Source organism: Primorskyibacter flagellatus, from assembly GCF_900176485.1.
In the GTDB taxonomy this organism is placed as follows: Bacteria; Pseudomonadota; Alphaproteobacteria; order Rhodobacterales; family Rhodobacteraceae; genus Primorskyibacter; species Primorskyibacter flagellatus.
In genome coordinates this window covers 1-20,938 of record NZ_FWYD01000010.1, presented here as the reverse complement: position 1 = coordinate 20,938, position 20,938 = coordinate 1, and the positions used below count along the sequence as shown (strand labels likewise).

18 protein-coding genes and 1 pseudogene are annotated in these 20,938 nt (G+C 59.0%); 7 read left to right on the top strand and 12 right to left on the bottom strand.

Translation table 11 applies throughout. The annotated features are described in order from the left end of the window. Positions 1-9 precede the first annotated feature (9 nt). Entirely contained in the window at positions 10-360 is a 351-nt protein-coding gene (locus B8991_RS12895) for a lipopolysaccharide assembly protein LapA domain-containing protein (RefSeq protein WP_084353408.1), read from the bottom strand. A gap of 5 nt (positions 361-365) precedes the next feature. Further along, positions 366-647 (bottom strand): integration host factor subunit beta, encoded by a 282-nt coding sequence (gene ihfB, locus B8991_RS12890; protein WP_084353407.1) that lies wholly within the window; start codon positions 645-647, stop codon positions 366-368. A gap of 290 nt (positions 648-937) precedes the next feature. Between ihfB and B8991_RS12885 the strand changes: the two genes are divergently transcribed. Beyond that, complete coding sequence (locus B8991_RS12885) at positions 938-2,917, top strand: calcium-binding protein (RefSeq protein ID WP_084353406.1); 1,980 nt, start codon at positions 938-940, stop codon at positions 2,915-2,917. A 65-nt stretch (positions 2,918-2,982) separates the two neighbouring features. Here B8991_RS12885 and rpsA read toward each other — a convergent pair whose 3' ends face one another. After that, on the bottom strand, positions 2,983-4,950 hold the full coding sequence (gene rpsA, locus B8991_RS12880) for a 30S ribosomal protein S1 (protein ID WP_268876740.1): 1,968 nt from the start codon (positions 4,948-4,950) through the stop codon (positions 2,983-2,985). A 67-nt stretch (positions 4,951-5,017) separates the two neighbouring features. Here rpsA and trpB point away from each other — a divergent pair, with 67 nt between their 5' ends. Beyond that, the gene (trpB, locus tag B8991_RS12870; protein ID WP_084353403.1) at positions 5,018-6,247 is read left to right on the top strand and encodes a tryptophan synthase subunit beta; all 1,230 of its coding nucleotides are present in this window, start codon (positions 5,018-5,020) and stop codon (positions 6,245-6,247) included. Positions 6,248-6,369: 122 nt separating this feature from the next. Here trpB and B8991_RS12865 read toward each other — a convergent pair whose 3' ends face one another. From B8991_RS12865 to B8991_RS12855, 3 genes are all read right to left on the bottom strand, one after another. After that, positions 6,370-6,747 (bottom strand): DUF2237 family protein, encoded by a 378-nt coding sequence (locus tag B8991_RS12865; protein WP_084353402.1) that lies wholly within the window; start codon positions 6,745-6,747, stop codon positions 6,370-6,372. A 169-nt stretch (positions 6,748-6,916) separates the two neighbouring features. Further along, positions 6,917-7,636 (bottom strand): aminoacyl-tRNA hydrolase, encoded by a 720-nt coding sequence (gene pth, locus B8991_RS12860; RefSeq protein WP_084353401.1) that lies wholly within the window; start codon positions 7,634-7,636, stop codon positions 6,917-6,919. Positions 7,637-7,769: 133 nt separating this feature from the next. Beyond that, entirely contained in the window at positions 7,770-8,417 is a 648-nt protein-coding gene (locus B8991_RS12855) for a 50S ribosomal protein L25/general stress protein Ctc (RefSeq protein WP_084353400.1), read from the bottom strand. Positions 8,418-8,650: 233 nt separating this feature from the next. Here B8991_RS12855 and B8991_RS12850 point away from each other — a divergent pair, with 233 nt between their 5' ends. Next, entirely contained in the window at positions 8,651-9,817 is a 1,167-nt protein-coding gene (locus tag B8991_RS12850) for an MFS transporter (RefSeq protein WP_084353399.1), read from the top strand. Positions 9,818-9,827: 10 nt separating this feature from the next. On the opposite strand, the gene B8991_RS12845 is transcribed toward B8991_RS12850, so the two are convergent. Together B8991_RS12845 and trpA are read right to left on the bottom strand one after the other, a co-directional pair. Beyond that, on the bottom strand, positions 9,828-10,991 hold the full coding sequence (locus B8991_RS12845; protein ID WP_084353398.1) for an alpha-hydroxy acid oxidase: 1,164 nt from the start codon (positions 10,989-10,991) through the stop codon (positions 9,828-9,830). A gap of 84 nt (positions 10,992-11,075) precedes the next feature. Further along, positions 11,076-11,867: a tryptophan synthase subunit alpha gene (trpA, locus tag B8991_RS12840; RefSeq protein WP_084353397.1), complete on the bottom strand. Its 792-nt coding sequence runs from the start codon at positions 11,865-11,867 to the stop codon at positions 11,076-11,078. A gap of 192 nt (positions 11,868-12,059) precedes the next feature. Between trpA and ychF the strand changes: the two genes are divergently transcribed. Next, positions 12,060-13,157 carry a redox-regulated ATPase YchF gene (gene ychF / locus B8991_RS12835; protein ID WP_084353396.1) on the top strand — a complete coding sequence of 366 codons (1,098 nt, stop codon included), beginning with the start codon at positions 12,060-12,062 and terminating at the stop codon, positions 13,155-13,157. A 266-nt stretch (positions 13,158-13,423) separates the two neighbouring features. Further along, positions 13,424-14,821, top strand: a complete 1,398-nt coding sequence (gndA, locus tag B8991_RS12830; RefSeq protein ID WP_084353395.1) for an NADP-dependent phosphogluconate dehydrogenase — start codon at positions 13,424-13,426, stop codon at positions 14,819-14,821. A gap of 34 nt (positions 14,822-14,855) precedes the next feature. On the opposite strand, the gene B8991_RS12825 is transcribed toward gndA, so the two are convergent. Next, on the bottom strand, positions 14,856-15,314 hold the full coding sequence (locus B8991_RS12825) for an NUDIX hydrolase (protein WP_084353394.1): 459 nt from the start codon (positions 15,312-15,314) through the stop codon (positions 14,856-14,858). A gap of 266 nt (positions 15,315-15,580) precedes the next feature. Continuing rightward, entirely contained in the window at positions 15,581-16,072 is a 492-nt protein-coding gene (locus tag B8991_RS12820) for an SH3 domain-containing protein (RefSeq protein ID WP_084353393.1), read from the bottom strand. 111 nt (positions 16,073-16,183) lie between these two features. Here B8991_RS12820 and B8991_RS12815 point away from each other — a divergent pair, with 111 nt between their 5' ends. Next, on the top strand, positions 16,184-17,170 hold the full coding sequence (locus B8991_RS12815; protein ID WP_084353481.1) for a 2-hydroxyacid dehydrogenase: 987 nt from the start codon (positions 16,184-16,186) through the stop codon (positions 17,168-17,170). Between the two features lie 631 nt (positions 17,171-17,801). Here B8991_RS12815 and B8991_RS12810 read toward each other — a convergent pair. Both B8991_RS12810 and B8991_RS12805 read right to left on the bottom strand, forming a co-directional pair. After that, a pseudogene (locus tag B8991_RS12810) lies at positions 17,802-18,098 on the bottom strand (IS3 family transposase); the annotation flags it as partial. A gap of 201 nt (positions 18,099-18,299) precedes the next feature. After that, a complete protein-coding gene (locus B8991_RS12805; RefSeq protein WP_084353392.1) occupies positions 18,300-18,875 on the bottom strand; it encodes a recombinase family protein in 576 nt (191 codons plus the stop codon). Between the two features lie 667 nt (positions 18,876-19,542). Between B8991_RS12805 and B8991_RS12800 the strand changes: the two genes are divergently transcribed. Beyond that, positions 19,543-20,541 carry an acyltransferase family protein gene (locus tag B8991_RS12800; protein WP_143514595.1) on the top strand — a complete coding sequence of 333 codons (999 nt, stop codon included), beginning with the start codon at positions 19,543-19,545 and terminating at the stop codon, positions 20,539-20,541. The last annotated feature ends 397 nt before the right edge of the window (positions 20,542-20,938 follow it).

Below are 20,938 nucleotides of genomic sequence, written 5' to 3'. Positions count from 1 at the left end.
ACCGCAGGCTCAGCGCGCCTCGTCGAGAATGGCCAGAACCTCGTCCTTGCCTTCGTCGCGCTGGCCTTTGACACGACGCAGCTCGCGCTCCAGCTTCTTGACCTCGGACGCTTTGCGGTTGGCCTCGGCACGCACCTTGTGCTCGCGCAGCCACTCCCAGAAGAATCCGATCAGCAGGCCTGCGGCAATCCCACCGAAAATCACGATGAACAGCGGCAGCTGGATGGAATGGGTCAGCCCCAGCAAATCGGCCAGTTCCGCAGGCAAAAGCCGCAGCGTGACAAAGCCGCGATTGGCCAGAGCCACGGCAATCAGCACAATGGCCATAGCGCCCAGAAAGGCATAGCGAATGTAGCGCATGAAGTTTACTTTCCGTTCAGCCTGTCGCGCAGCAGCTTGCCGGTCTTGAAGAAGGGCACATGTTTCTCCTCGACATCGACCGACTCTCCGGTGCGCGGGTTACGTCCCACCCTCGCATCCCTTTTCTTGACGGAAAAGGCCCCAAAGCCGCGCAGTTCGACGCGATCTCCGCGTGCCATCGCGTTGGTAATCTCTTCAAAGATCGTATTCACGATCCGCTCTACATCACGTTGATAAAGATGCGGATTATCATCCGCGATCTTCTGGATTAGCTCCGACCGGATCATATATGTTGCCCCCCTCGGGCATGCCCCACGGTTCTCGTTTATCCTGACAACTATAGGATCAAACGCGCAAAAAGGAAATGTTTTCCGGGCGTTGGAGGCCGAATAATTGTGATGTATCTCACCACGTACCGCCGGAAACGCGCCGGACCGTCATCACAAGCGCGATGCTGCGTTGCGGCATTGATGCCGATGGGCACATAACGCCCTGCGGCCGGCACTTGATTCGTATACAATCATGCGATTTCATTCCGAACATAATCCGAGACCTTATTGCTACGAAGGAATTTTGCATGGGACCAGTCACCCGTTTTCTGAACGACGTTGTGGACGAACTCGAAACATTGGGGCTGACGGGGGTGTCGCAGCGGGTTCACTACCGGCGCAACGGCGATCAGGCAGCGCAGAAATACTATTTTGACGTGATGACCGCCAAGGCAGACGGTGCTTTCAAATACAAGATGCTGCCCGATTACAAATCCGTCCTGCATCAGTTTGAGGAAAACCCGAATACCAATACCGATGCCTTCAATACCAAATGGGTCAGCACCACCGGGGAGCGCGAAGAATACGTTTTCAAATACGTTGGAACCGCACAGACCGGGCGGTTCGCCATGCTGACGGACGATTACAATCTTTCCACATCCAGTGGCTATTTCGAATATTCCAACCGCAATATCGGCACCTATAATTACCGTCCCAGCGTGGATGTTCCGGGCCACACCGCCTTTGATATTCTGCCATGGGTCCTGTGGGGCAATAACGAGGCCGACGCGAACGACTGGCCGCGTCACGAACGGCTGCAAGCCCTTCTAGACTCGCTTGGCCAGCCATTTTACAGCAGCCTGACCAATCTGAATGCCGCAATTGAAGCCTCCTACAATCCGGACCTGCCAGCGCCGAACAGGTCGGCAGGGAGCATGGGCGCGGACGTCTTCATCGCCAGCGCGGGTCAGGATTTCTTCATCGGCAGGGGTGGTAGGGATACTGTCGACTTTTCGCTGTCAGACCGCGCCGTCAGCGTGTCTTTGATCCGCAGCTACGAGGACGGGCAGGGGTTCGACGGCTGGGCGAAAGGCGATGGGTTCTGGAATATCGAAAACCTCGTCGGGTCAGACTTCGGCGACATTCTTATCGGGAACGGCAAGGCAAACCTGCTTGAAGGCGGGGCAGGCGCGGACATCCTGTCAGGCATGGGCGGGAATGACACGATTGACGGTGGCGCAGGGGCCAACACGATTTTCGGCAATTACGGTGACGACACGATCTATGTGCACAACATCCAGACAGAGGTCGATGGCGGTGTCGGTTTCGACACGATCATCTCGACCATGTGGCAGCTTCATACCGGTTATTACGCCACTTTCGCCAATGTCGAGGTCTTCAGGCTGATCGACTCCGGCCCGTTGGCGGAAACTGCCGAAGACATATTCGGGTCAAACGCCGATGAAGTGCTGATTGGCAACCAATACGACAACAGGCTTTCCGGGGCCGGGGGCAGCGATTTTCTTGACGGCGGGTTTGGCAACGACGATCTGGAAGGTGGGCTGGGCAATGACACCTATGTTTTTCGCGAGGGCTGGGGCGTGGATGTCATCGGCGAAGAGGGCGGTTGGGACAGGCTGAGATTCCCCGATGCATCGCTGGATGATCTCAGGCTGGTGCGCGAGATCGGCGTCAACAGCGGCCATCTCAGCATCTACCACAGCAATGGCACCGATCATGTCTTTGTGGGGAATCATTTTTCCGCCGCCGCGTACCGGGCAGACCGGCTGATCACGAAAGACGGCGTTCTGGATCTTCGCGCGGGGCTGCCCTTCACCGGAACCGACGAAACTGACAGCCTCGCAGGCACAGACCACGCGAGCGGGGATTACATCGACGCCGCCGGCGGGGATGACGGGATCTATGCCGGTGACGGCGCCGACACCATTATCGGCGGGTCCGGCAACGACCTTCTGTCGGGCGACGGTGGTGACGACATTTTCATCTTCACGCCGGGCTTTGGCCATGACGAAATCTACGAAGCCGGCGTCTATCAGGGCGAGGTGGATTCCTCCGGCGACACGATCAGGATGAACGGGTTCTCAATCGGCGCCGTCAGCGCCGACGTCGATTCGCAGGGGCGGATGACCATCTCGGTCACGGACGCGTTTGGGGCAGTGACCGACAGCATCTTCATTCACAGCCAGACCTACAATTACGGCGATGGCAATCTGATCGAATGGATCAGCTTCGATGACGGTGCACTGATGCCCCTGACAGAGTTCTGAGGCGCTAACGAAAAAGGCCCCGGCGCTGTGCCGGGGCCTTTCGTCATCTTGTGAAACCCTAAGGTTTATTCGTCGCCGGTTTTCAGCGCCGCACCCAGGATGTCGCCAAGCGATGCGCCCGAGTCGGAAGAGCCGTACTGCTGCACTGCTTCTTTCTCTTCTGCAATCTCGCGGGCTTTGATCGACAGGCCCAGCTTGCGGGTCTTGGCGTCCACGTTTGTCACGCGCACGTCGATCTTGTTGCCGACCGAGAAACGCTCGGGGCGCTGTTCGGAACGGTCACGCGACAGGTCAGAGCGGCGGATGAAGGATTTCATGCCCTCATATTCCACTTCGATGCCGCCATCTTCGATCGCCGTCACTTCGACAGTCACGATAGAGCCGCGCTTCACGCCGCCAACCGCTTCTGCGAACTTGTCGCCACCAAGTGCCTTGATCGACAGCGAGATACGCTCTTTCTCGACATCAACCTCGGACACAACCGCCTGAACGATATCGCCCTTGCGGTATTCCTGAATGGCTTCCTCGCCGCGCTGGTCCCAGCTGAGGTCGGACAGGTGAACCATGCCGTCGATCTCGCCTTCGAGACCGATGAACAGACCGAATTCGGTGATGTTCTTGACCTCGCCCTCGACATGCGTGCCTTCGGGGTGGGTTTCGGCAAAGACTTCCCACGGGTTGCGCATGGTCTGCTTGAGACCCAGCGAAACGCGGCGTTTGGCCGGATCGATTTCCAGAACCATGACTTCGACTTCCTGAGAGGTCGAAACGATCTTGCCGGGATGCACGTTCTTCTTGGTCCAGGACATTTCCGAGACGTGAACCAGACCTTCGACACCGGGCTCCAGCTCGACGAACGCGCCGTAATCGGTGATGTTGGTCACGCGGCCAGTGTGCACGGATTCCAGCGGGAACTTGGCAGCAACCATATCCCACGGATCTTCCTGAAGCTGCTTCATGCCCAGGCTGATACGGTGGGTTTCCTTGTTGATCTTGATGACCTGAACCTTGACGGTTTCGCCGATCGACAGGATCTCGGAGGGGTGGTTCACACGACGCCATGCCATGTCGGTGACGTGCAGCAGGCCGTCTACGCCGCCCAGGTCAACAAACGCACCGTATTCGGTGATGTTCTTGACCACGCCGTCCACTGCCTGACCCTCAGTAAGGTTGGCAATGACTTCGGCGCGCTGTTCGGCACGGGATTCTTCAAGGATCGCACGGCGCGAAACAACGATGTTGCCACGACGACGGTCCATTTTCAGGATCTGGAACGGCTGCTTGAGACCCATCAGAGGGCCGGCATCGCGCACGGGGCGCACATCAACCTGAGAGCCGGGCAGGAACGCAACCGCGCCGCCCAGATCGACAGTGAAGCCGCCTTTGACACGACCAAAGATCGCACCTTCGACACGCTCGTCGTCGGCATAGGCCTTTTCCAGACGGTCCCAGGCTTCTTCGCGACGGGCCATCTCACGCGAGATGACAGCTTCGCCGCGCGAGTTTTCTGCGGACCGCAGGAAAACCTCGACTTCGTCGCCGACATTGATTTCGGGCGCTTCGCCGGGGTTTGCAAATTCTTTAAGATCGACGCGGCCTTCCATCTTGTAGCCTACGTCGATGATGGCCTGGCCTGCCTCTACGGCGATGACCTTGCCCTTGACGACAGTCCCCTCATCGGGTGTGTCCATTTCGAAGCTTTCGTTCAGAAGGGCTTCGAATTCCTCCATAGATGTATTTTCAGCCATGTGGCGCTTAGATCCTTTAAGATGTTTTCTGGCCGAGCGGTTGTCTCCGCCGGTCTTGAGGATGTCCGCGCTTACGGCGGATCGGATTGGTCTACAGACAAACCGCAAAACAAAGAGGGCCGGTGTTTCCGACCCTGCTCGATCTCGATGTTGCGCGGCAATTTCACCTTGTCGACGCGCGCGGTATAGCCGGGTTGAATGGGATACACAACCATGTAGTGCATTGATCGGGGGCAGGGCTGCGGCGTATCGGCGGTAAGGCGGGCAGGGGGCGGAAAAACACATCGGGCGGCCATTTCCTTCGCCGGACGGGGACGTTATGTATGGGCACGAATAACACGGGGCGCATCCGATGAACGATCTCTTCAACAGCTTCATGTCCGGGCCCGACGAAAACGGCCGTTTTGGCAAGTTCGGCGGCCGGTTCGTGTCCGAAACCCTGATGCCGCTGATCCTCGAACTTGAGGAACAGTACGAGCGGGCCAAGACCGACACGGATTTCTGGGACGAGATGAATCATCTCTGGACCCATTATGTCGGCCGTCCCAGCCCGATGTATTTCGCAGAGCGTCTGACCAACCATCTGGGCGGTGCCAAGGTCTATTTCAAACGCGACGAACTGAACCATACCGGCGCGCACAAGATCAACAACGTGCTGGGCCAGATCATTCTGGCGCGCCGCATGGGCAAGACCCGGATCATTGCCGAAACCGGCGCGGGCCAGCACGGCGTGGCCACGGCGACGGTCTGCGCCAAGTTCGGCCTGAAATGCGTGGTCTACATGGGCGCGCATGATGTCGAACGTCAGGCACCCAATGTCTTCCGCATGCGCCTGCTGGGTGCCGAGGTGATCCCCGTGACCTCTGGTCGCGGCACGCTGAAGGACGCGATGAACGACGCGCTGCGCGACTGGGTGACCAATGTGCGTGACACGTTCTACTGCATCGGCACGGTCGCCGGCCCGCATCCCTATCCGGCGATGGTCCGCGATTTTCAGTCGATCATCGGCAAGGAAGCCCGCGAGCAGTTGCACGAACAAGAGGGCCGTCTGCCCGATACACTGATTGCCGCCATCGGGGGCGGGTCCAACGCGATGGGCCTGTTCTACCCGTTCCTTGACGAACCATCGGTGAACATCATCGGGGTCGAGGCCGGCGGCAAGGGCGTCAATGACAAGATGGAACATTGCGCCTCGCTGACCGGCGGGCGTCCCGGCGTGCTGCACGGCAACCGAACTTATCTGTTGCAGGACGATGATGGCCAGATCCTCGAAGGCTTCTCGATCTCCGCCGGTCTGGATTATCCCGGTATCGGACCTGAACATAGCTGGCTGCATGACACGGGCCGCGCGCAATATGTCTCGATCACCGACGCCGAGGCTTTGGAAGCGTTCCAGCTGTCCTGCGAGATGGAGGGCATCATCCCCGCGCTGGAACCCAGCCACGCGCTGGCCCATGTGATGAAGATCGCGCCGGACCTGCCCCGCGATCACATCATCTGCATGAACATGTGCGGGCGCGGCGACAAGGACATCTTCACCGTGGCGCGCCATCTCGGTTTCGACATGAGCGCAGAGCCTTGAAACACCCACCCCGGTCGCTCTGCGAACCGGGGTCTTGTCCCTGAATGCCGGCCTGAATGTCGCCTGAATTTCGCCGTCGGGGCCTTTTGTACGTTTGAGGCGTACAAAAGGCACAAAAGGCGTCAAACCCTGTCGGACGAATGCGCCTCCAGCACGGCCAGCGGTACGATGTCCAGCGCCCGGATATGGGTCGCGGCCAGGTCAACCTTGGGCGCGCAGCCCTCCTCATGCGCTTGCAGAAAACGCCCCGCGCACAGGCACCAGCGATCGCCGGGCTTCAGGCCTGCAAAGGAAAATTGCGGTTGCGGGGTCGACAGATCGTTGCCGACATATTTCGAATAGGCCAGAAACTCCGCCGTCATCACCGCGCAAACCGTGTGGCTGCCCTGATCCTGCGCGCATGTATTGCAGGCACCATCGCGGAAATACCCCGTCAGCGGCGAGGTCGAGCAACTCTCCAGTCCGCCACCCAAGACATTGATTTCAGGATCTTTCTTCATTGACTATCCTCCGTCCGGGTCTGGCATCTGCCTGTGTATATGCTAAACGTGGGGTTGATTGGTTTTGATGTTACACCAATCAGGGTTGATCCGGCCAGAGCCGATGCAGCACTGGGCTGTGTCTTTGCCTTTGACGTGCAAAGCCTCCGCGCGCCGCAACCGGGCCCAGCTACCGAAACCGATCCGCCAGTTTTTGCAATGCGCTGCGCCTGTCAGGCGTCTCTGGATTTTCTATTTTCGCTTCAGAGGCTTGAGCGACCTTCTCAGATTTCCTTGGCGCTGTCTTTCCACCATCCGGTCCGGTGCCCGTCGCCTTGCGGGGCGGTGCCATTCGCAACGCGACTGCATTCATAAACCGCCCCGGATCACCTTCCGCCAGCGACGCCGCGCCGTCCGAGATGCCACGCATCAGATCGTCCAGCCAGTCCGCATCGGCCCGCGCAAAGTCATGCAGCACATAGCCCGAGACCAATTCTTTGCGGCCGGGATGGCCGATGCCCAGGCGAACCCGTTGATAAGCCTCGCCAATATGGCCATGGGTCGAGCGCAAACCATTGTGCCCGGCATGTCCGCCGCCGGTCTTGACCTTCACCCGTCCGGGCGCAAGGTCCAATTCGTCGTGAAAAACACAGACATCCGATGGGTCCAGCTTGTAAAACCGCATCGCCTCGCCCACCGATTGCCCCGACAGGTTCATGAAGGTCTCGGGCTTCAGCAACAGCACCTTTTCAGACCCCAGCTTGCCTTCGCTCATCTTGCCCTGAAACTTCGATTTCCACGGTGCAAACTCATGATCCGACTGGATTATGTCCACTGCCATAAAGCCGATGTTATGCCGTGTCCCCGCATATTTCGCGCCCGGATTGCCCAAGCCGACAAAGAGTTTCATGGGTTTCGCCCCCTGTGCTGTGCTCTCCCGGCTACATAGGCCGGGACGCGCGCGAAGAAAAGCCGTGCGACAAACGCAAACGGCCCCCGCCACAAGGGCAGGGGCCGCGATACCTGGCTCGTTGAGGCTGGGATCAGCTCTCTTCGACTTCGGTTGCCGGAACCTCGTCGGCTGCGACCTCTTCTTCTTCATCATCGCCAGAGGATTTCAGGCTCGACGGAGCGGACAGGTTGGCAATCACGAAGTTGCGCTCAACCGTGACCTTCGCACCCTTGGGCAGATCGACTTCGTCGATATGCATCACGTCGCCAATATCCTTGCCGGAAAGGTCGATCGTGATGTGGTCGGGAATGTCACCCGCCTGCACGTTCAGTTCGACTTCCGGGCGAACGGTGGTCAAGACGCCACCTTTGGTCAGGCCGGGGCATTCTTCGTGGCCGATGAATTCAACCGGAATGAACAGGTTGAGGCGCGTGGTGCGGCGCAGGCGCAGCAGGTCGAAATGCGTCGGCAAATCCTTGACCACATCGCGCTGCACGTCGCGGCAGATCACGCGGACGTCTTCCTGGCCTTCAACCTTCAGGTTGAACAGCGTGGACTTGAAGCGGCCTGCTTTCAGGCGCTTGAGCAGTTCGTTGAAAGGGATCTGAATTGCCAGCGGCTCTTTGTCGCCACCAAATACGATGCCCGGAACCATTTGTGCACGACGTGCAGCGCGAGCGGCGCCCTTGCCCGTCCCCGTGCGTTCCTGGGCGTGAAGATCAGGGATCTCACCAGCCATTTTGTAGTCTCCATAAATAAAGGCGGGGTTCCTCCAAGGCTGTAACCCCGCGTGAAGCCGCGCGTATAGGACAATTCCCTCAGGTTGGAAAGTCGATTCGAAAGCACGCTTTCCAAAGCGCTTTAATATGTTACTTTGCAGCGCGTGCGCAGCGATGTACCACATGCGGGCAATGTCGGACCAGTCTTGCAGGGACGAAGCGGCAAGCCGGGAAATGCCGTGAAGGGGTTCTGATGTCATATACCAAAGCCATCGCGGTTTCGCGCGCGCCGATGCTTGCGCTGACCGCAGTGGGCGCGTTCTGGGGCACGTTTGCCGCCTCGGTTCCTGATCTCAAGCAAACGGCAGGTCTCAGCGATGCGGATATGGGCCTGGCGTTGTTGTTCTCTGCCGTGGGCGGTTTTGTGGCGATGTATCTCAGCCCGCGGATCGGCGCGCTTCTGGGGCGGCGGGTGCTGCCCGTCTCGGGCGCGCTTCTGGTCGGGGGGTATCTGCTGCTAAGCTTGGCGGATGGATTTGCCTCATTTGCAGCGGCGATGCTGTTTTCGGGGCTGATGGTGGCGCTGTTGGATGTCAGCGCCAATGTCCGCATCTCGGTTCTGGAAGAGCGTCACGGGATGCCGCTGATGAACGTCAACCACGCGATGTTTTCCTTTGCCTTTGCGGGCGGCGCGCTGGTGACGGGGATTGCACGGCGCGCAGGCTATGGCCCGGACCAGATCCTGCCGGTGATGGCGCTGGCGGGGCTGGCGCTTGCGGTGTTCATGCATGAAGGGCGCCAATGGCGCGGCTCGCCGCCGCCCGACATGTCGCAGCCCGCGCATTTGCCATGGACACTGATCTTGTTGACCGGCGGCATCCTGTTCGCGTCGTTCATCGGGGAGAACGCGACCGAGGCCTGGTCGGCCTTGCTGATCGAGCGCACGCTTGGTGCGGCGGAAGGCACTGGCGGGTTCGGCCCGTCGATGCTGGGGCTGGCGATGGGCGTGATCCGTCTGTGTGGGCAGGCGGCCGCGCGCTGGCTTGGCGAGGGGCCGTTGATCCTGTGGTCGGCGGTCTTGGGCGTTGTGGGGGCGCTGACGATCGCATTGGCGGTCAATGTGCCGATGGCCATTGCGGGCGTCGCGGTGATGGGGGCAGGCATGGCGGTGATCGTGCCTTGCGCCAATTCCCTGCTTGGGCGGTTGGTGCGGCCCGATCAACGGTCGCTGGTGATTTCACGCGCCTGGATGGTGGGGTTTGTCGGCTTTTTCGTCGGGCCGTCGATGATGGGCCTGATTGCCGAGCATCTGGGCCTGCGGATGGCGTTCATCGCCACCGCATTGCTGGTGGCGACGATCATCCCGTCAGTTCTAACGTTGATGCGCGCTTCGGCGGCGCGGCCCGTCGTGGCAGAGTAGCGATCCGACGCTACTGCCAGCGGCCTTCGAAATCTTCGGGGATCAGCAGAATGTCGCGGTCCAGCTCGTCCATCCGGCGGCGTCCACACAGCGCCATCGAGACGTCGAGTTCCTTCTCGATCACTTCCAGCGCCGCGGTCACGCCCTCTTGCCCCATGGCGCCCAGCCCATAGACAAAGGCGCGGCCGATATGGGTGCCCTTGGCACCCATCGCCAACGCCTTCAGCACGTCCTGACCGGAGCGGATGCCGCTATCCAGATGCACCTCGGTGTCATTTCCGACGGCTTGCAGGATCGGGTCCAGCATCCGGATGGAGCTGAGCGCGCCGTCCAATTGCCGCCCGCCATGGTTTGACACCACGATGGCATCGGCACCGACTTTCAGCGCCATCTTGGCATCCTCGGGGTCCAGAATGCCCTTGAGGATGACCTTGCCGCCCCATTGCTCCTTGAGTTTTGCCACCTTGTCCCAGTCAAGCGCCGGGTCGAACTGTTCGGCCGTGTAGGAGCCAAGGCTTGCCAGATCCGTCACGCCATGCACATGGCCGACCAGATTACCGAAATTGCGGCGTTTGGCCCCGGCCATGCCCATGCACCAACCCCATTTCGTGCTGAGGTTCAGCATCGTGGCAGGGGTCAGCTTCGGTGGGGCCGACAACCCGTTTTTCAAATCCTTGTGCCGCTGCCCGAGGATTTGCAGATCCAGCGTGATGACCAGTGCCGAACACCGCGCCGCCCGTGCCCGTTCGATCAGGCGCGAGGTGAAATCGAGGTCCTTCATGGTGTAAAGCTGGAACCAGAACGGCTTGGTCGTCGCTTCGGCCACTTCCTCGATCGAGTTGATCGACATTGTGGACAGGGTGAAGGGCACACCAAATGCCTCGGCCGCGCGGGCGGCCTTGATCTCTCCATCGGCGCATTGCATGCCGGTCGAGCCAACCGGGGCGAGCGCCACCGGCATTCTGACCTTCTCGCCGATCATCTCGCTTTGCGTGCTGCGACCGGTCATGTCGACAGCCACACGTTGCCGCAGACGGATCTGATCGAAGTCAGACGAATTCTCGCGGAAGGTCTGCTCTGTCCAGCTGCCCGATTCAGCGTAGTCGTAGAACATCTTCGGCACGCGGCGCTTATAGATGCGCTTGAGGTCTTCGATGCTGGTGATGACGGGCATGGCAGTGTCTCCGGAGGATTGGTGAGGTTTTCTTACCAATGCCCGGACCGTCAGGCAATGCGGCATTTGTCATTTCATGCGGTGTCAGGCGCGATGGGTCCCGTCTGACAGTGTTTTCACAAAGCTCAGCACGTCCGTGACCGGTTTTCCATCGGCAAGCGCGCCCACAATGGCAGAGCCGACAACCGCGCCATCGGCGATGCTGGCGATGCTCTCGGCGGCTTCGGGGGTTCTGATGCCAAAGCCCACAATCACCGGAAGATCGGTCTGCGCCTTGATCCGCGCCACTTCCGGTCCGACATCGCCGGCCTCTGCCGCCGCAGCACCGGTGATGCCGGTGATCGAGACATAATAGACAAAGCCCGAGGTGTTCTGAAGCACTTTGGGCAGGCGTTTGTCATCCGTGGTGGGCGTCGCCAGACGGATGAAGTTGAGCCCGGCGGCCTGCGCGGGGATGCACAATTCCTCATCCTCTTCGGGGGGCAGATCGACGACGATCAGGCCGTCGATGCCCGCGGCTTTGGCGTCGGCAAGAAACGTGTCCACACCGTGATTGTAGATCGGGTTGTAATAGCCCATCAGCACGATCGGGGTGGTGTCGTCGGCCTCGCGGAACGCGCGTGCCATCTGCAAGGTGCGTTTCAGCGTCATGCCCGCCTCCAACGCGCGCTGGCCCGCCAGTTGGATTGTCTCGCCATCGGCCATCGGGTCGGTGAAGGGCAATCCCATCTCGATGATGTCGACGCCCGCGCCCGGCAGGCCGCGGATCAGTTCCAGAGACGTTTCGTAATCGGGATCGCCTGCCATGACATAGGCGACAAATGCTTTCTTGCCCTCGGCCTTCAGGGCGGCGAATTTGGCGTCGATGCGGGTCATGGCAGGTCCTTTCGGGAAGTTCCAGTCCGATGTGCCGAATTGGCGCGGGGAAATCAAGACGCTCTGACGTCTGCGCAGGGGCTTGCGCGGTTGCTTTGACGCTCGTTCCGCTGCGAATGACAGCACCATGTGTTGCAGCGCGGCGGGCTTGGTTCTAGAAGGCGCGGGAAACCTAGCTGGGAAAGATGTGTCATGGGATTCAAGATGGGAATTGTGGGCCTGCCGAATGTGGGCAAGTCGACTTTGTTCAATGCGTTGACCCGAACCGCTGCGGCGCAGGCGGCGAACTTCCCGTTCTGCACGATCGAGCCCAATGTCGGCGAGGTCGCGGTGCCCGATGCGCGGCTGGACAAGCTTGCCGCGATTGCGGGTAGCAAGCAGATCATTCCGACCCGGATGACCTTTGTCGATATCGCCGGTCTGGTGAAGGGTGCCTCGCAAGGGGAGGGCCTTGGCAACCAGTTTCTGGCGAATATCCGCGAAGTCGATGCCATCGCCCATGTCCTGCGCTGTTTCGAGGATGGCGACGTGACCCATGTGGAAAACCGTGTCGATCCGGTGGCCGATGCCGAGACCATCGAAACGGAACTGATGCTCGCCGATATTGATTCCATTGAAAAGCGGATGCAGAACCTGACGCGCAAGGTGCGCGGCGGCGACAAGGAAGCGGTTCAGCAGGAGCGGCTTTTGAAGGCGGCGCTGGCGGTACTGGAAGACGGCAAGCCCGCCCGCACGGTCGAGGTGGACGCGGATGACCAGCGGGCGTGGAAATTGCTGCAATTGCTGACCACCAAGCCGGTTTTGTATGTGTGCAACGTGTCCGAGGAAGACGCCGCCGAAGGCAATGCCCATTCCGCGCGCGTCGCCGAAATGGCCGCTGCCGAAGGCAATTCGCATGTCATCATCTCTGCGCAGATTGAGGAAGAAATCAGCCAGTTGGAAGATGAAGAAGCCGAGATGTTCCTGTCTGAGATGGGGTTGGATGAGCCGGGCCTGGATCGGCTGATCCGCGCGGGCTATGAGCTCCTGCATCTTGAGACCTATTTCACGGTCGGCCCAAAGGAAGCACGCGCCTGGACAATCCGTCAGGGGACGTCCGCGCCGCAGGCCGCAGGGGTGATTCACGGCGATTTTGAAAAGGGCTTCATCCGCGCCGAGACGATCGCCTTTGACGATTTCGTGGCGTTGGGGGGCGAACAGCCCGCCAAGGAGGCCGGAAAGATGCGCGCCGAGGGCAAGGCTTATGTGGTCAAGGACGGCGACGTTCTGCACTTCCTTTTCAATACCTGAGTGTTGCACCGCTGTTTCGGCGCCGGGGTGTGCGGTAGACGCGGACCTGTGCGCGCCTCACAGGCCTGACGGGCGGGGATGTGCCCGCTGAATTGACGCCGTGATGCGCCGGTTTGACCATCGGGGACGGTGGCGCTAACAGTTGGGCTGAACGGCAGGTGCGTCAACTGTCCCGCGAGGCCCCGGCTCGGGGGCCGGGGCGGATCTGCACAACCAAGCCGATGAGGTCTTAAAAGCGCCTCAAGACAGTCAGGAGATTCACACCCATGTCACAAGCAACTATTGGCCTGATTGGCCTGGGAACCATGGGGGCGGCGCTGGCGCTGAACATCGCGGATCACGGCTTTGACATTGCGGTGTGGAACCGTACGACCAACGTCACGCGGGACTTTCATGCCTCTGCCGGACAGCTTGCCGCGCGGATCACGCCGACCGAAACGCTGGAGGCGTTGGTCGAAGCCATTGCAGAGCCACGTGCGATCATTCTGATGGTGCCGGCGGGGCAGGCGGTAGACGACCAGATCGCGGCGCTGAGGCCGCTTCTGGGGCCGGATGATCTGATCATCGATGCGGGCAACGCCAATTTCCACGACACAAACCGCCGGTCGCGCGATGGCTCTGGGCCGTTTCTGGGCATTGGTGTGTCGGGCGGAGAAGAAGGCGCGCGCCACGGGCCCGCGATCATGGGGGGCGGCCAACGTGCCGACTGGAACCGGGTCGCGCCCATCCTGACCGCCATCGCCGCAAAGTTTGACGACACGCCTTGCGCCAACTGGATGGGCGAGGAGGGGGCCGGACATTTCGTCAAGGCCGTCCATAACGGCATCGAATATGCCGATATGCAGATGATCGCCGAGATCTACGGCATCCTGCGCGATGGCATGGGCTATGGGCCCGATCAGGTTGCCAAGGTTTTCAACCGCTGGAATGACGGTCCGTTGCAAAGCTATCTGGTCGAGATCTCGGGCAAGGTCGCAGGGGCCGCCGACAAGGAGACGGGGAAACCGCTGCTGGAGGTCATCGTCGACGCGGCGGGCCAGAAGGGCACCGGGCGTTGGACGGCAATCGAGGCGCAGCATCTGGCCGCCCCCATTCCTTGCATCGAGGCGGCGGTGGTCGCGCGCAACCTGTCATCCCGCCGCGATGCGCGGGCCGATGGCGAGCGTCTGTTCGGCGCTGGACCGGTGCCAATGGGCGATGCCGCACCCACCGAAGACGCGCTGGAAAACGCGCTTATCTGCGGCAAGATCCTGTGTTACGCGCAAGGCTACGAGATGATCGCGGCAGCGTCAGAGCAATATGGCTGGTCGCTGGACCTGCCCACGATTGCACGGACCTGGCGGGCGGGTTGTATCATCCGCTCGGCGATGCTGGACGATATGGCGACGGCATTGGCAGAAGGGGGCAACCGCAACCTGATGTTCGCGCCGCATTTCACGAAACGGATCCAGAAAAGCCATGCAGCCTTGCGGCAGGTCGTTGCCACAGGCGTTGCACATGGCGTGGCGCTGCCGGCACTGGGGGCAGGGCTGGCCTATTTCGACGCGATGCGCACCGCGCGCGGGACTGCGAACATGATCCAGGGTCAGCGCGATTTCTTCGGCCTTCACGGGTTCGAGCGTTTTGACGGGCGCAAGGATCAGCACGGGCCTTGGGCGGACTAGGCCGGACGACCTTGGCCGTGTCGCCTGCAAAAGGTCAGGACGCCTTGAGCACCATTTTGACGCTGGGTTCCTTATGCGGCTTCTTGTCGAGCTTGAGCAGAAGCTCTGACAACTCGGGTTCATGCACCCGTTTGGCGGCCGCTTTAGGGGTAAACCAGTGGCGCTTGCGCTCGTCCCGCTCTTTCCAGTTACGCTTCAGCTTCTTGACCATCATCGGGTAGACCCGGACCCTGCAACGCAGCGTCTTCTTGTCGTCCAGAACCTTGTCGTAGTGGTAAATGCCCAGCTCTTCGTCGGCAATGAACCCTTCGGCACCGGCTTCTTCCAGAGCTTCAATCTCGGCCGCCGCCCAGGGTTTCTTGTTGTCCATGATCCAGCCCTTGGGGAGAACCCATCGCTTTGTCTCGCGAGAGGTCACCATCAATACGCTGATCTTGCCTTTTTCGTCGCACCTTATGGGCAGCGCGGCGATTTGTTCGCCCCTCCGCTTCATTCTTCTGCTCCTTGGGTCTTTTCCAGACCACTATTTTACGCAACCTGTTGCTTGTATGGTTCGGCTGCTTGCGCCCTGTCGGGCTTTATCAACTACAGTATTTCTTAAGATTTTAGTTTCTACATCGTTAATTATAGGGCTTTGTTAAACAAAAATCCAGCCGGATGAACCGCGCGTTGTCTGGCGCGCTGCCAATAAGCGGGAAGGTGCGGCCCGCGTCAGCGGGATCAAAGCGACCCTCGAGATCAAACAGCCCGCAGCCTTGCCTAGTCGCGCAACTCGTCCGGTTTCACGCCCCACAGGTCGGCTTTGTGCGCCCAGCCCTTGTAGCCCCCCGCGCTAAGCTGACACCATTTCAGGGTGCATTCGTTGAGCCGCGCGATGACGCCCATTTCCAGCCGGGCCGAGACCTGGGCGTCGTCATCGGGTCGGACGTGCAGATCAAGCATCTCGCGTTCCACCAGAACCGTGCGTACCCCGGACAGAAGCGAATAATGCACCCAACCGCCCGCGCCGTCACGGTCTCGCACCCGGCGCCAATGGCCATATTCGGCTGTGATTTCCAGCGGCATGTCGCGGCGTTTGAACACCCAGTCGATGCGGTGGGTCAGTGATGGGCCACGCCGGACATTGCCTTCGCTCGCCTTCATCGAGACAAATCTCGGCACCGGCAGGTTCGTCACCGGCCCACGCTCTTGCGCATACGCCGAAACCCCCAGCAAGACCGCGAGGATAAGCCCTAATCCGATGGGTTTCATTCGACCTGCCCCGGTTGCGCATGTGTTTTTCGCGCAGGGTTCTTGTGCCCCGTCGCTGCTTGCGCCACTGTGCCAAAAGCTACGCGGGTTTGGAAGAAGCAGGAGTGCATGATGCCATCAAAACGCCTGAGTGTTGTCGTGACGCGACGCTTGCCGGAAGTGGTTGAAACCCGGCTCAAAGAACTTTTCGATGTTCGTCTGCGGGACGATGATACGCCTCTGACGCGCGCAGAACTGGTCGCGGCAGTGAAAGAAGCCGATATTCTGGTTCCGACCGTGACCGATCAGATCGACGCCGCGTTGATATCCCAAGCCGGAGACCGGCTGCGCCTGATCGCGAATTACGGTGCGGGTATTGATCATATTGACGTGAACACGGCGCGGCAACGCGGCATTCTTGTGTCCAACACGCCCGGCGTCGTGACGGAAGACACCGCTGACATCACGCTTGCCCTGATCCTTGCTGTCACCCGGCGTTTGCCCGAAGGGCTGGCGGTAATGCAGACCGGGGACTGGAACGGCTGGGCACCGACCGCCTTTCTTGGCGGACGCCTTGGCGGGCGTCGCCTGGGCATCCTGGGTATGGGACGGATCGGAACGGCCGTCGCACGCCGGGCGCAGGCATTCGGCATGCAGATCCACTATCACAACCGTCGCCGCCTGCGTCCCGAAAATGAACAGCAGGTCGAGGCAACATATTGGGAAAGCCTCGATCAGATGGTCGCGCGGATGGATGTCATCAGCGTGAACTGTCCGCACACCCCGTCCACCTTTCACCTGTTGAACGCGCGGCGGTTGAAGCTGCTGAAACCCAGCGCCGTGGTTGTGAACACCTCGCGCGGCGAAGTGATAGACGAGCCGGCCCTGACCCGCATGCTCAAAGCAGGCGAGATCGCGGGTGCGGGGCTTGATGTCTACGAGCAAGGTTCACAGTCCAACCCCGACCTGCGCAATCTGCCCAATGTGGTGATGCTGCCGCATATGGGGTCCGCCACACAGGAGGGGCGGGTAGAGATGGGCGAAAAGGTCATCATCAATATCAAAACCTTCGCCGACGGTCACCGCCCACCCGATCAGGTCGTGCCCGCCATGCTGTGACGGGCGGTCGCTCGGCGTTTTAGCACCCGATCCAGCTGTCGATGACGCGTTTGGCTTGTAAGCCCACGGGCAAAATGAAGGCTGTCCAAGTACAGCTCTGCTAGCCGAGGGACAGAGCAAGAGACGCGTCGCCGGTGAATTGGTTATCTCCGAAAGGCCCGTGCGTAGGATTGCCCAAGCCAGAATCTAGGATTTAATCGTCACTCGCTGGGCCTACATCGGAAAAGTCAGTTCGATGGCCCTAGCACTGGATTGTGGTCAAACCTAAGAGGCTAACATGTGTGGTGAATATATGTGGCAAGAGCAGGATTCGTCGCTTCATGGTCATTTAAAATCAATAGCTTGGCGCTATTTTGGCGTACTGGCGGAGACGAAGGGATTAGAGTGTGGCAACAATAATATATAAATATCAATTACTTAAGGTGATGGTATCCTCCTATTTATGCGCTATTTATCCTCCTCACCACAATGCCTTAGAGGGTTACAACAGTTTGGGTGTTCCTTCATGTCTGGTGTAGCATCAGGGAACCTTAGGGGTCTACATGCAGGTATCTGGTGGGGTTCCTGTACGGTAGATCAGTAATGAATGAACTGAACCGCCCCTTGTTTGCCGGAGGCCAATTTGTCTTAGTTACGCGGCCATGTCTGATCTTTCCATAGCTGCGTAGAAGTTTGCCTCGGCTGCAGCTGGCGGGATATTCCCGATGGGCTCGAGCAGGCGGCGGTTGTTGAACTCAGGCGTTTCTTCGACAACGCCGGTATCGACCCATTCCAATGTCGCGTATTCCACGGCGTCGAAACTGCGCCATGGCTCGCGCCGGTGGATGACCTCGGCTTTGAACAGCCCGTTGATGGTTTCTGCCAGGGCATTGTCATAGGAATCTCCAACGCTGCCGACAGATGGGGCAATCTTCGCCTCTGCCAACCTTAATTATTGATGCTGTCAGGCTGGCATTTTCAGGGGTCCGCTAGATATTGCATGCGGCCCCAATTTGACCCAAAAAACAAATAAACACATGCACGGCTGACAGGCCCCCATGGCCTCACAGAGAGCCGCTTGACTCCATGATTGCTGGGCAGCCAAATTGGGATGAAGGCGCTGGGCGGACCTCCTGCGCCCTCTCAGGGGCTATCCAGTCTGCGCCCCAGCCTTCGCTTCATCCAAGATGCGGTAGACGCTTGCCCGACCGATCCCCAGCCGCTTGGCAATCTGCGTGCCCCCAACGCCTTCTCCGTGCAGCTTAAGGACCTCCGCAGACTTCGCTCGTGCAGTGGGCTTCCGTCCTGTGTACTTTCCTTCGGCCTTGGCCTTAGCGATCCCCTCACGTTGACGCTCAAGCATGATCCCCCGCTCAAACTCGGCCACGCCACCCAGCATGGTCAGCAAGAGTTTCCCTGTCGGGGTGCTGGTGTCCAGGTCCATGCTTAGGATACGCAGGGCCGCACCCTTCCCGGTGAGCGTGTCGAGGATACCCATCAGGTGCGCCACAGAGCGGGCCAGGCGGTCCAGCTTGGTCACGACTAGGGTGTCCCCCTCCCGCACGAAGTCCAGCGCTTCTGTGAGCCTGTGACGCTCTCTCACGTCCACTGACGATACCTGCTCGATGAACAGCCGTTCGCATCCAGCTTCCCTCAACTCCCGCTCTTGGCCCTCAAGTCCAGCTTTCTGGTCCAGTGTCGATGTTCGCGCATATCCAACCAGCATGTCTCATATCTCCCGATTGTCTCAATAGGTCGTAGGCGTGATAGCTTGATACGTCTCAAATCGCAAAGTATATTCTATTGGGGCAGTTTGAGGTCAGTCTTGGGACGACTCACAGGGGCAAGGCCAGTGAGACACACCGCCCCGGCGGCGGCAAGTACCCCTTCCGGTGGACGTGTCCTGAATACCCCTTCTGTGTCTCGCAATGCGCCGAACAGCGCACGGTTACATCCGCGTGAACGGGAGGGTACGGGTACATCCGTGTGAACGGGAGGGTACGGGGGAAAACCAGCGCGGGTCATAGAAGAAAAGGTCCTTCGGAAATCTGACCCGAAAACAACTCCTATAAGTATATGCGCACAGGGTGTTTGAATGACTCGTCAAGCTAAAAGCCCTTATGTCCAATTGTGAAACTCTGCACTCTCCGCCCAGCTCGAACGTCCGCGACGCGCAGATAGTGACCTTCGCAAAGTTTACTGCGCTTCCCCGCAGCGGACATTCACGCTAAGTGCGGCGAACAACCGGTCAGAACCTATTGACCACACACTCAATCGTAGTCAATGTACCCTTTTATGGCTTCGGGATATCAGGGTCGGTTGTAAGCATCAGACGAAAGTAACGTTGCTTGCATTGTCCTGAGTGAAGCGACCGTGGCTATTTTTATTTTACATTGGGGCCAGTTGCCTTGAGGTTAGCTTGGATTGACTTCGCAAAGGGAATAGGAATTGTGCTCGTTGTCGTCGGGCATACGGGTCGTGGTCTTTCCGGCCAAGCTTTTTCAGATGGGGAAGAGTTACTCTCGACCATGGATCAAGCAATTTATGCTTTTCACATGCCTCTTTTTTTTATACTGTCAGGGATTACTTTTGGGATGCGCCCACCGATTTCGATAAATCCATCTCTACGAGGCAGGGTATGGCGTCTCATTTATCCATTGGTGATCTGGACGTATATATTTCTAGCTTTACAGGCATTTGCAGGGGATAATTCAAATGCGCGGAGCGATTGGATGGGTGTCTTGGTCTGGCCTGTTCCTCCAGTTGCACATTTTTGGTTTCTGTGGGCGCTGCTGCTTATTACCGTTTTATTGGCGATTGTGCGGATGTTATGTTTGTCTGCAATGTCGGATATTCAGTTTTGGATCAGTACCCTTGTCGCGGCATCAATTATTAGCTTTTCGGTCACTCTTCCTGGCCACTTGACTCCTTTCTTCGGTGCGGGTTTGAGCTATCTTCCGGTGTTTGCAGTAGGAGGCTTGATCGGTGCATCTTCTTTTGTGCGATCCGTCCCCAATCGTGTTTTCGCTTCGATAGCGGGTACGGCGTTTATGATCGGCCTGTTGGCGACTGTATTCCTCTATTTTGGAGTTCCAAGGCACCTTAGTGGCACGGTTCTTTCTTTACTTTTGATTGTGCCTTTGATGGCGATTTCTGGGCGATATGCGCTGTTTCGGTGGGCGCAGGGGATAGCCTTTCTGGGCGTAATCTCTATGCCCATTTATGTGATGCATACGATATTCAGTGCGGGCTTGCGCATCATGCTTCTCCAGGTTGGACTCGATAGCCTACTCATTCATTTCGTTCTGGGAACAGTCATAGGCATCATTGGACCACTCATTTTTTATATTTTATTGAAACGTCAAAAGGCACTGCATTACGTTGGGTTTTGACAAGTCGTCTGATCTGTCCAAGCCTATGTCGTCAGTAAGCATAAGCTAAATTATGAAGGCCAGCTACTAGGTGCACGCCTTCCAGAAAACGGGCATTGGCACGGGCGGAGCGAATGGAAATTCTGCACCGCACATTGACCACTGGACTGATCCTGCGCGAAGGTCCGGTCTGACCAGTCCCGCCGTTTCGTGCCATGATCGCTCAGGGCTGTTGTATCCCGGAGAACCTCACAGGAGAGCCACTACGACACAAGACTGAGGACTAGTCAACGAAGGGACTTGAGAAACTGTTATGGTTTCGTATGGCTTTGATGATGTGACCGCCCCCCGACGGCATCTCTGTGCCAAGGTGGGTCTGCGATGATCCACAAAGGAGGACGGTCATGTCGGAGATTAT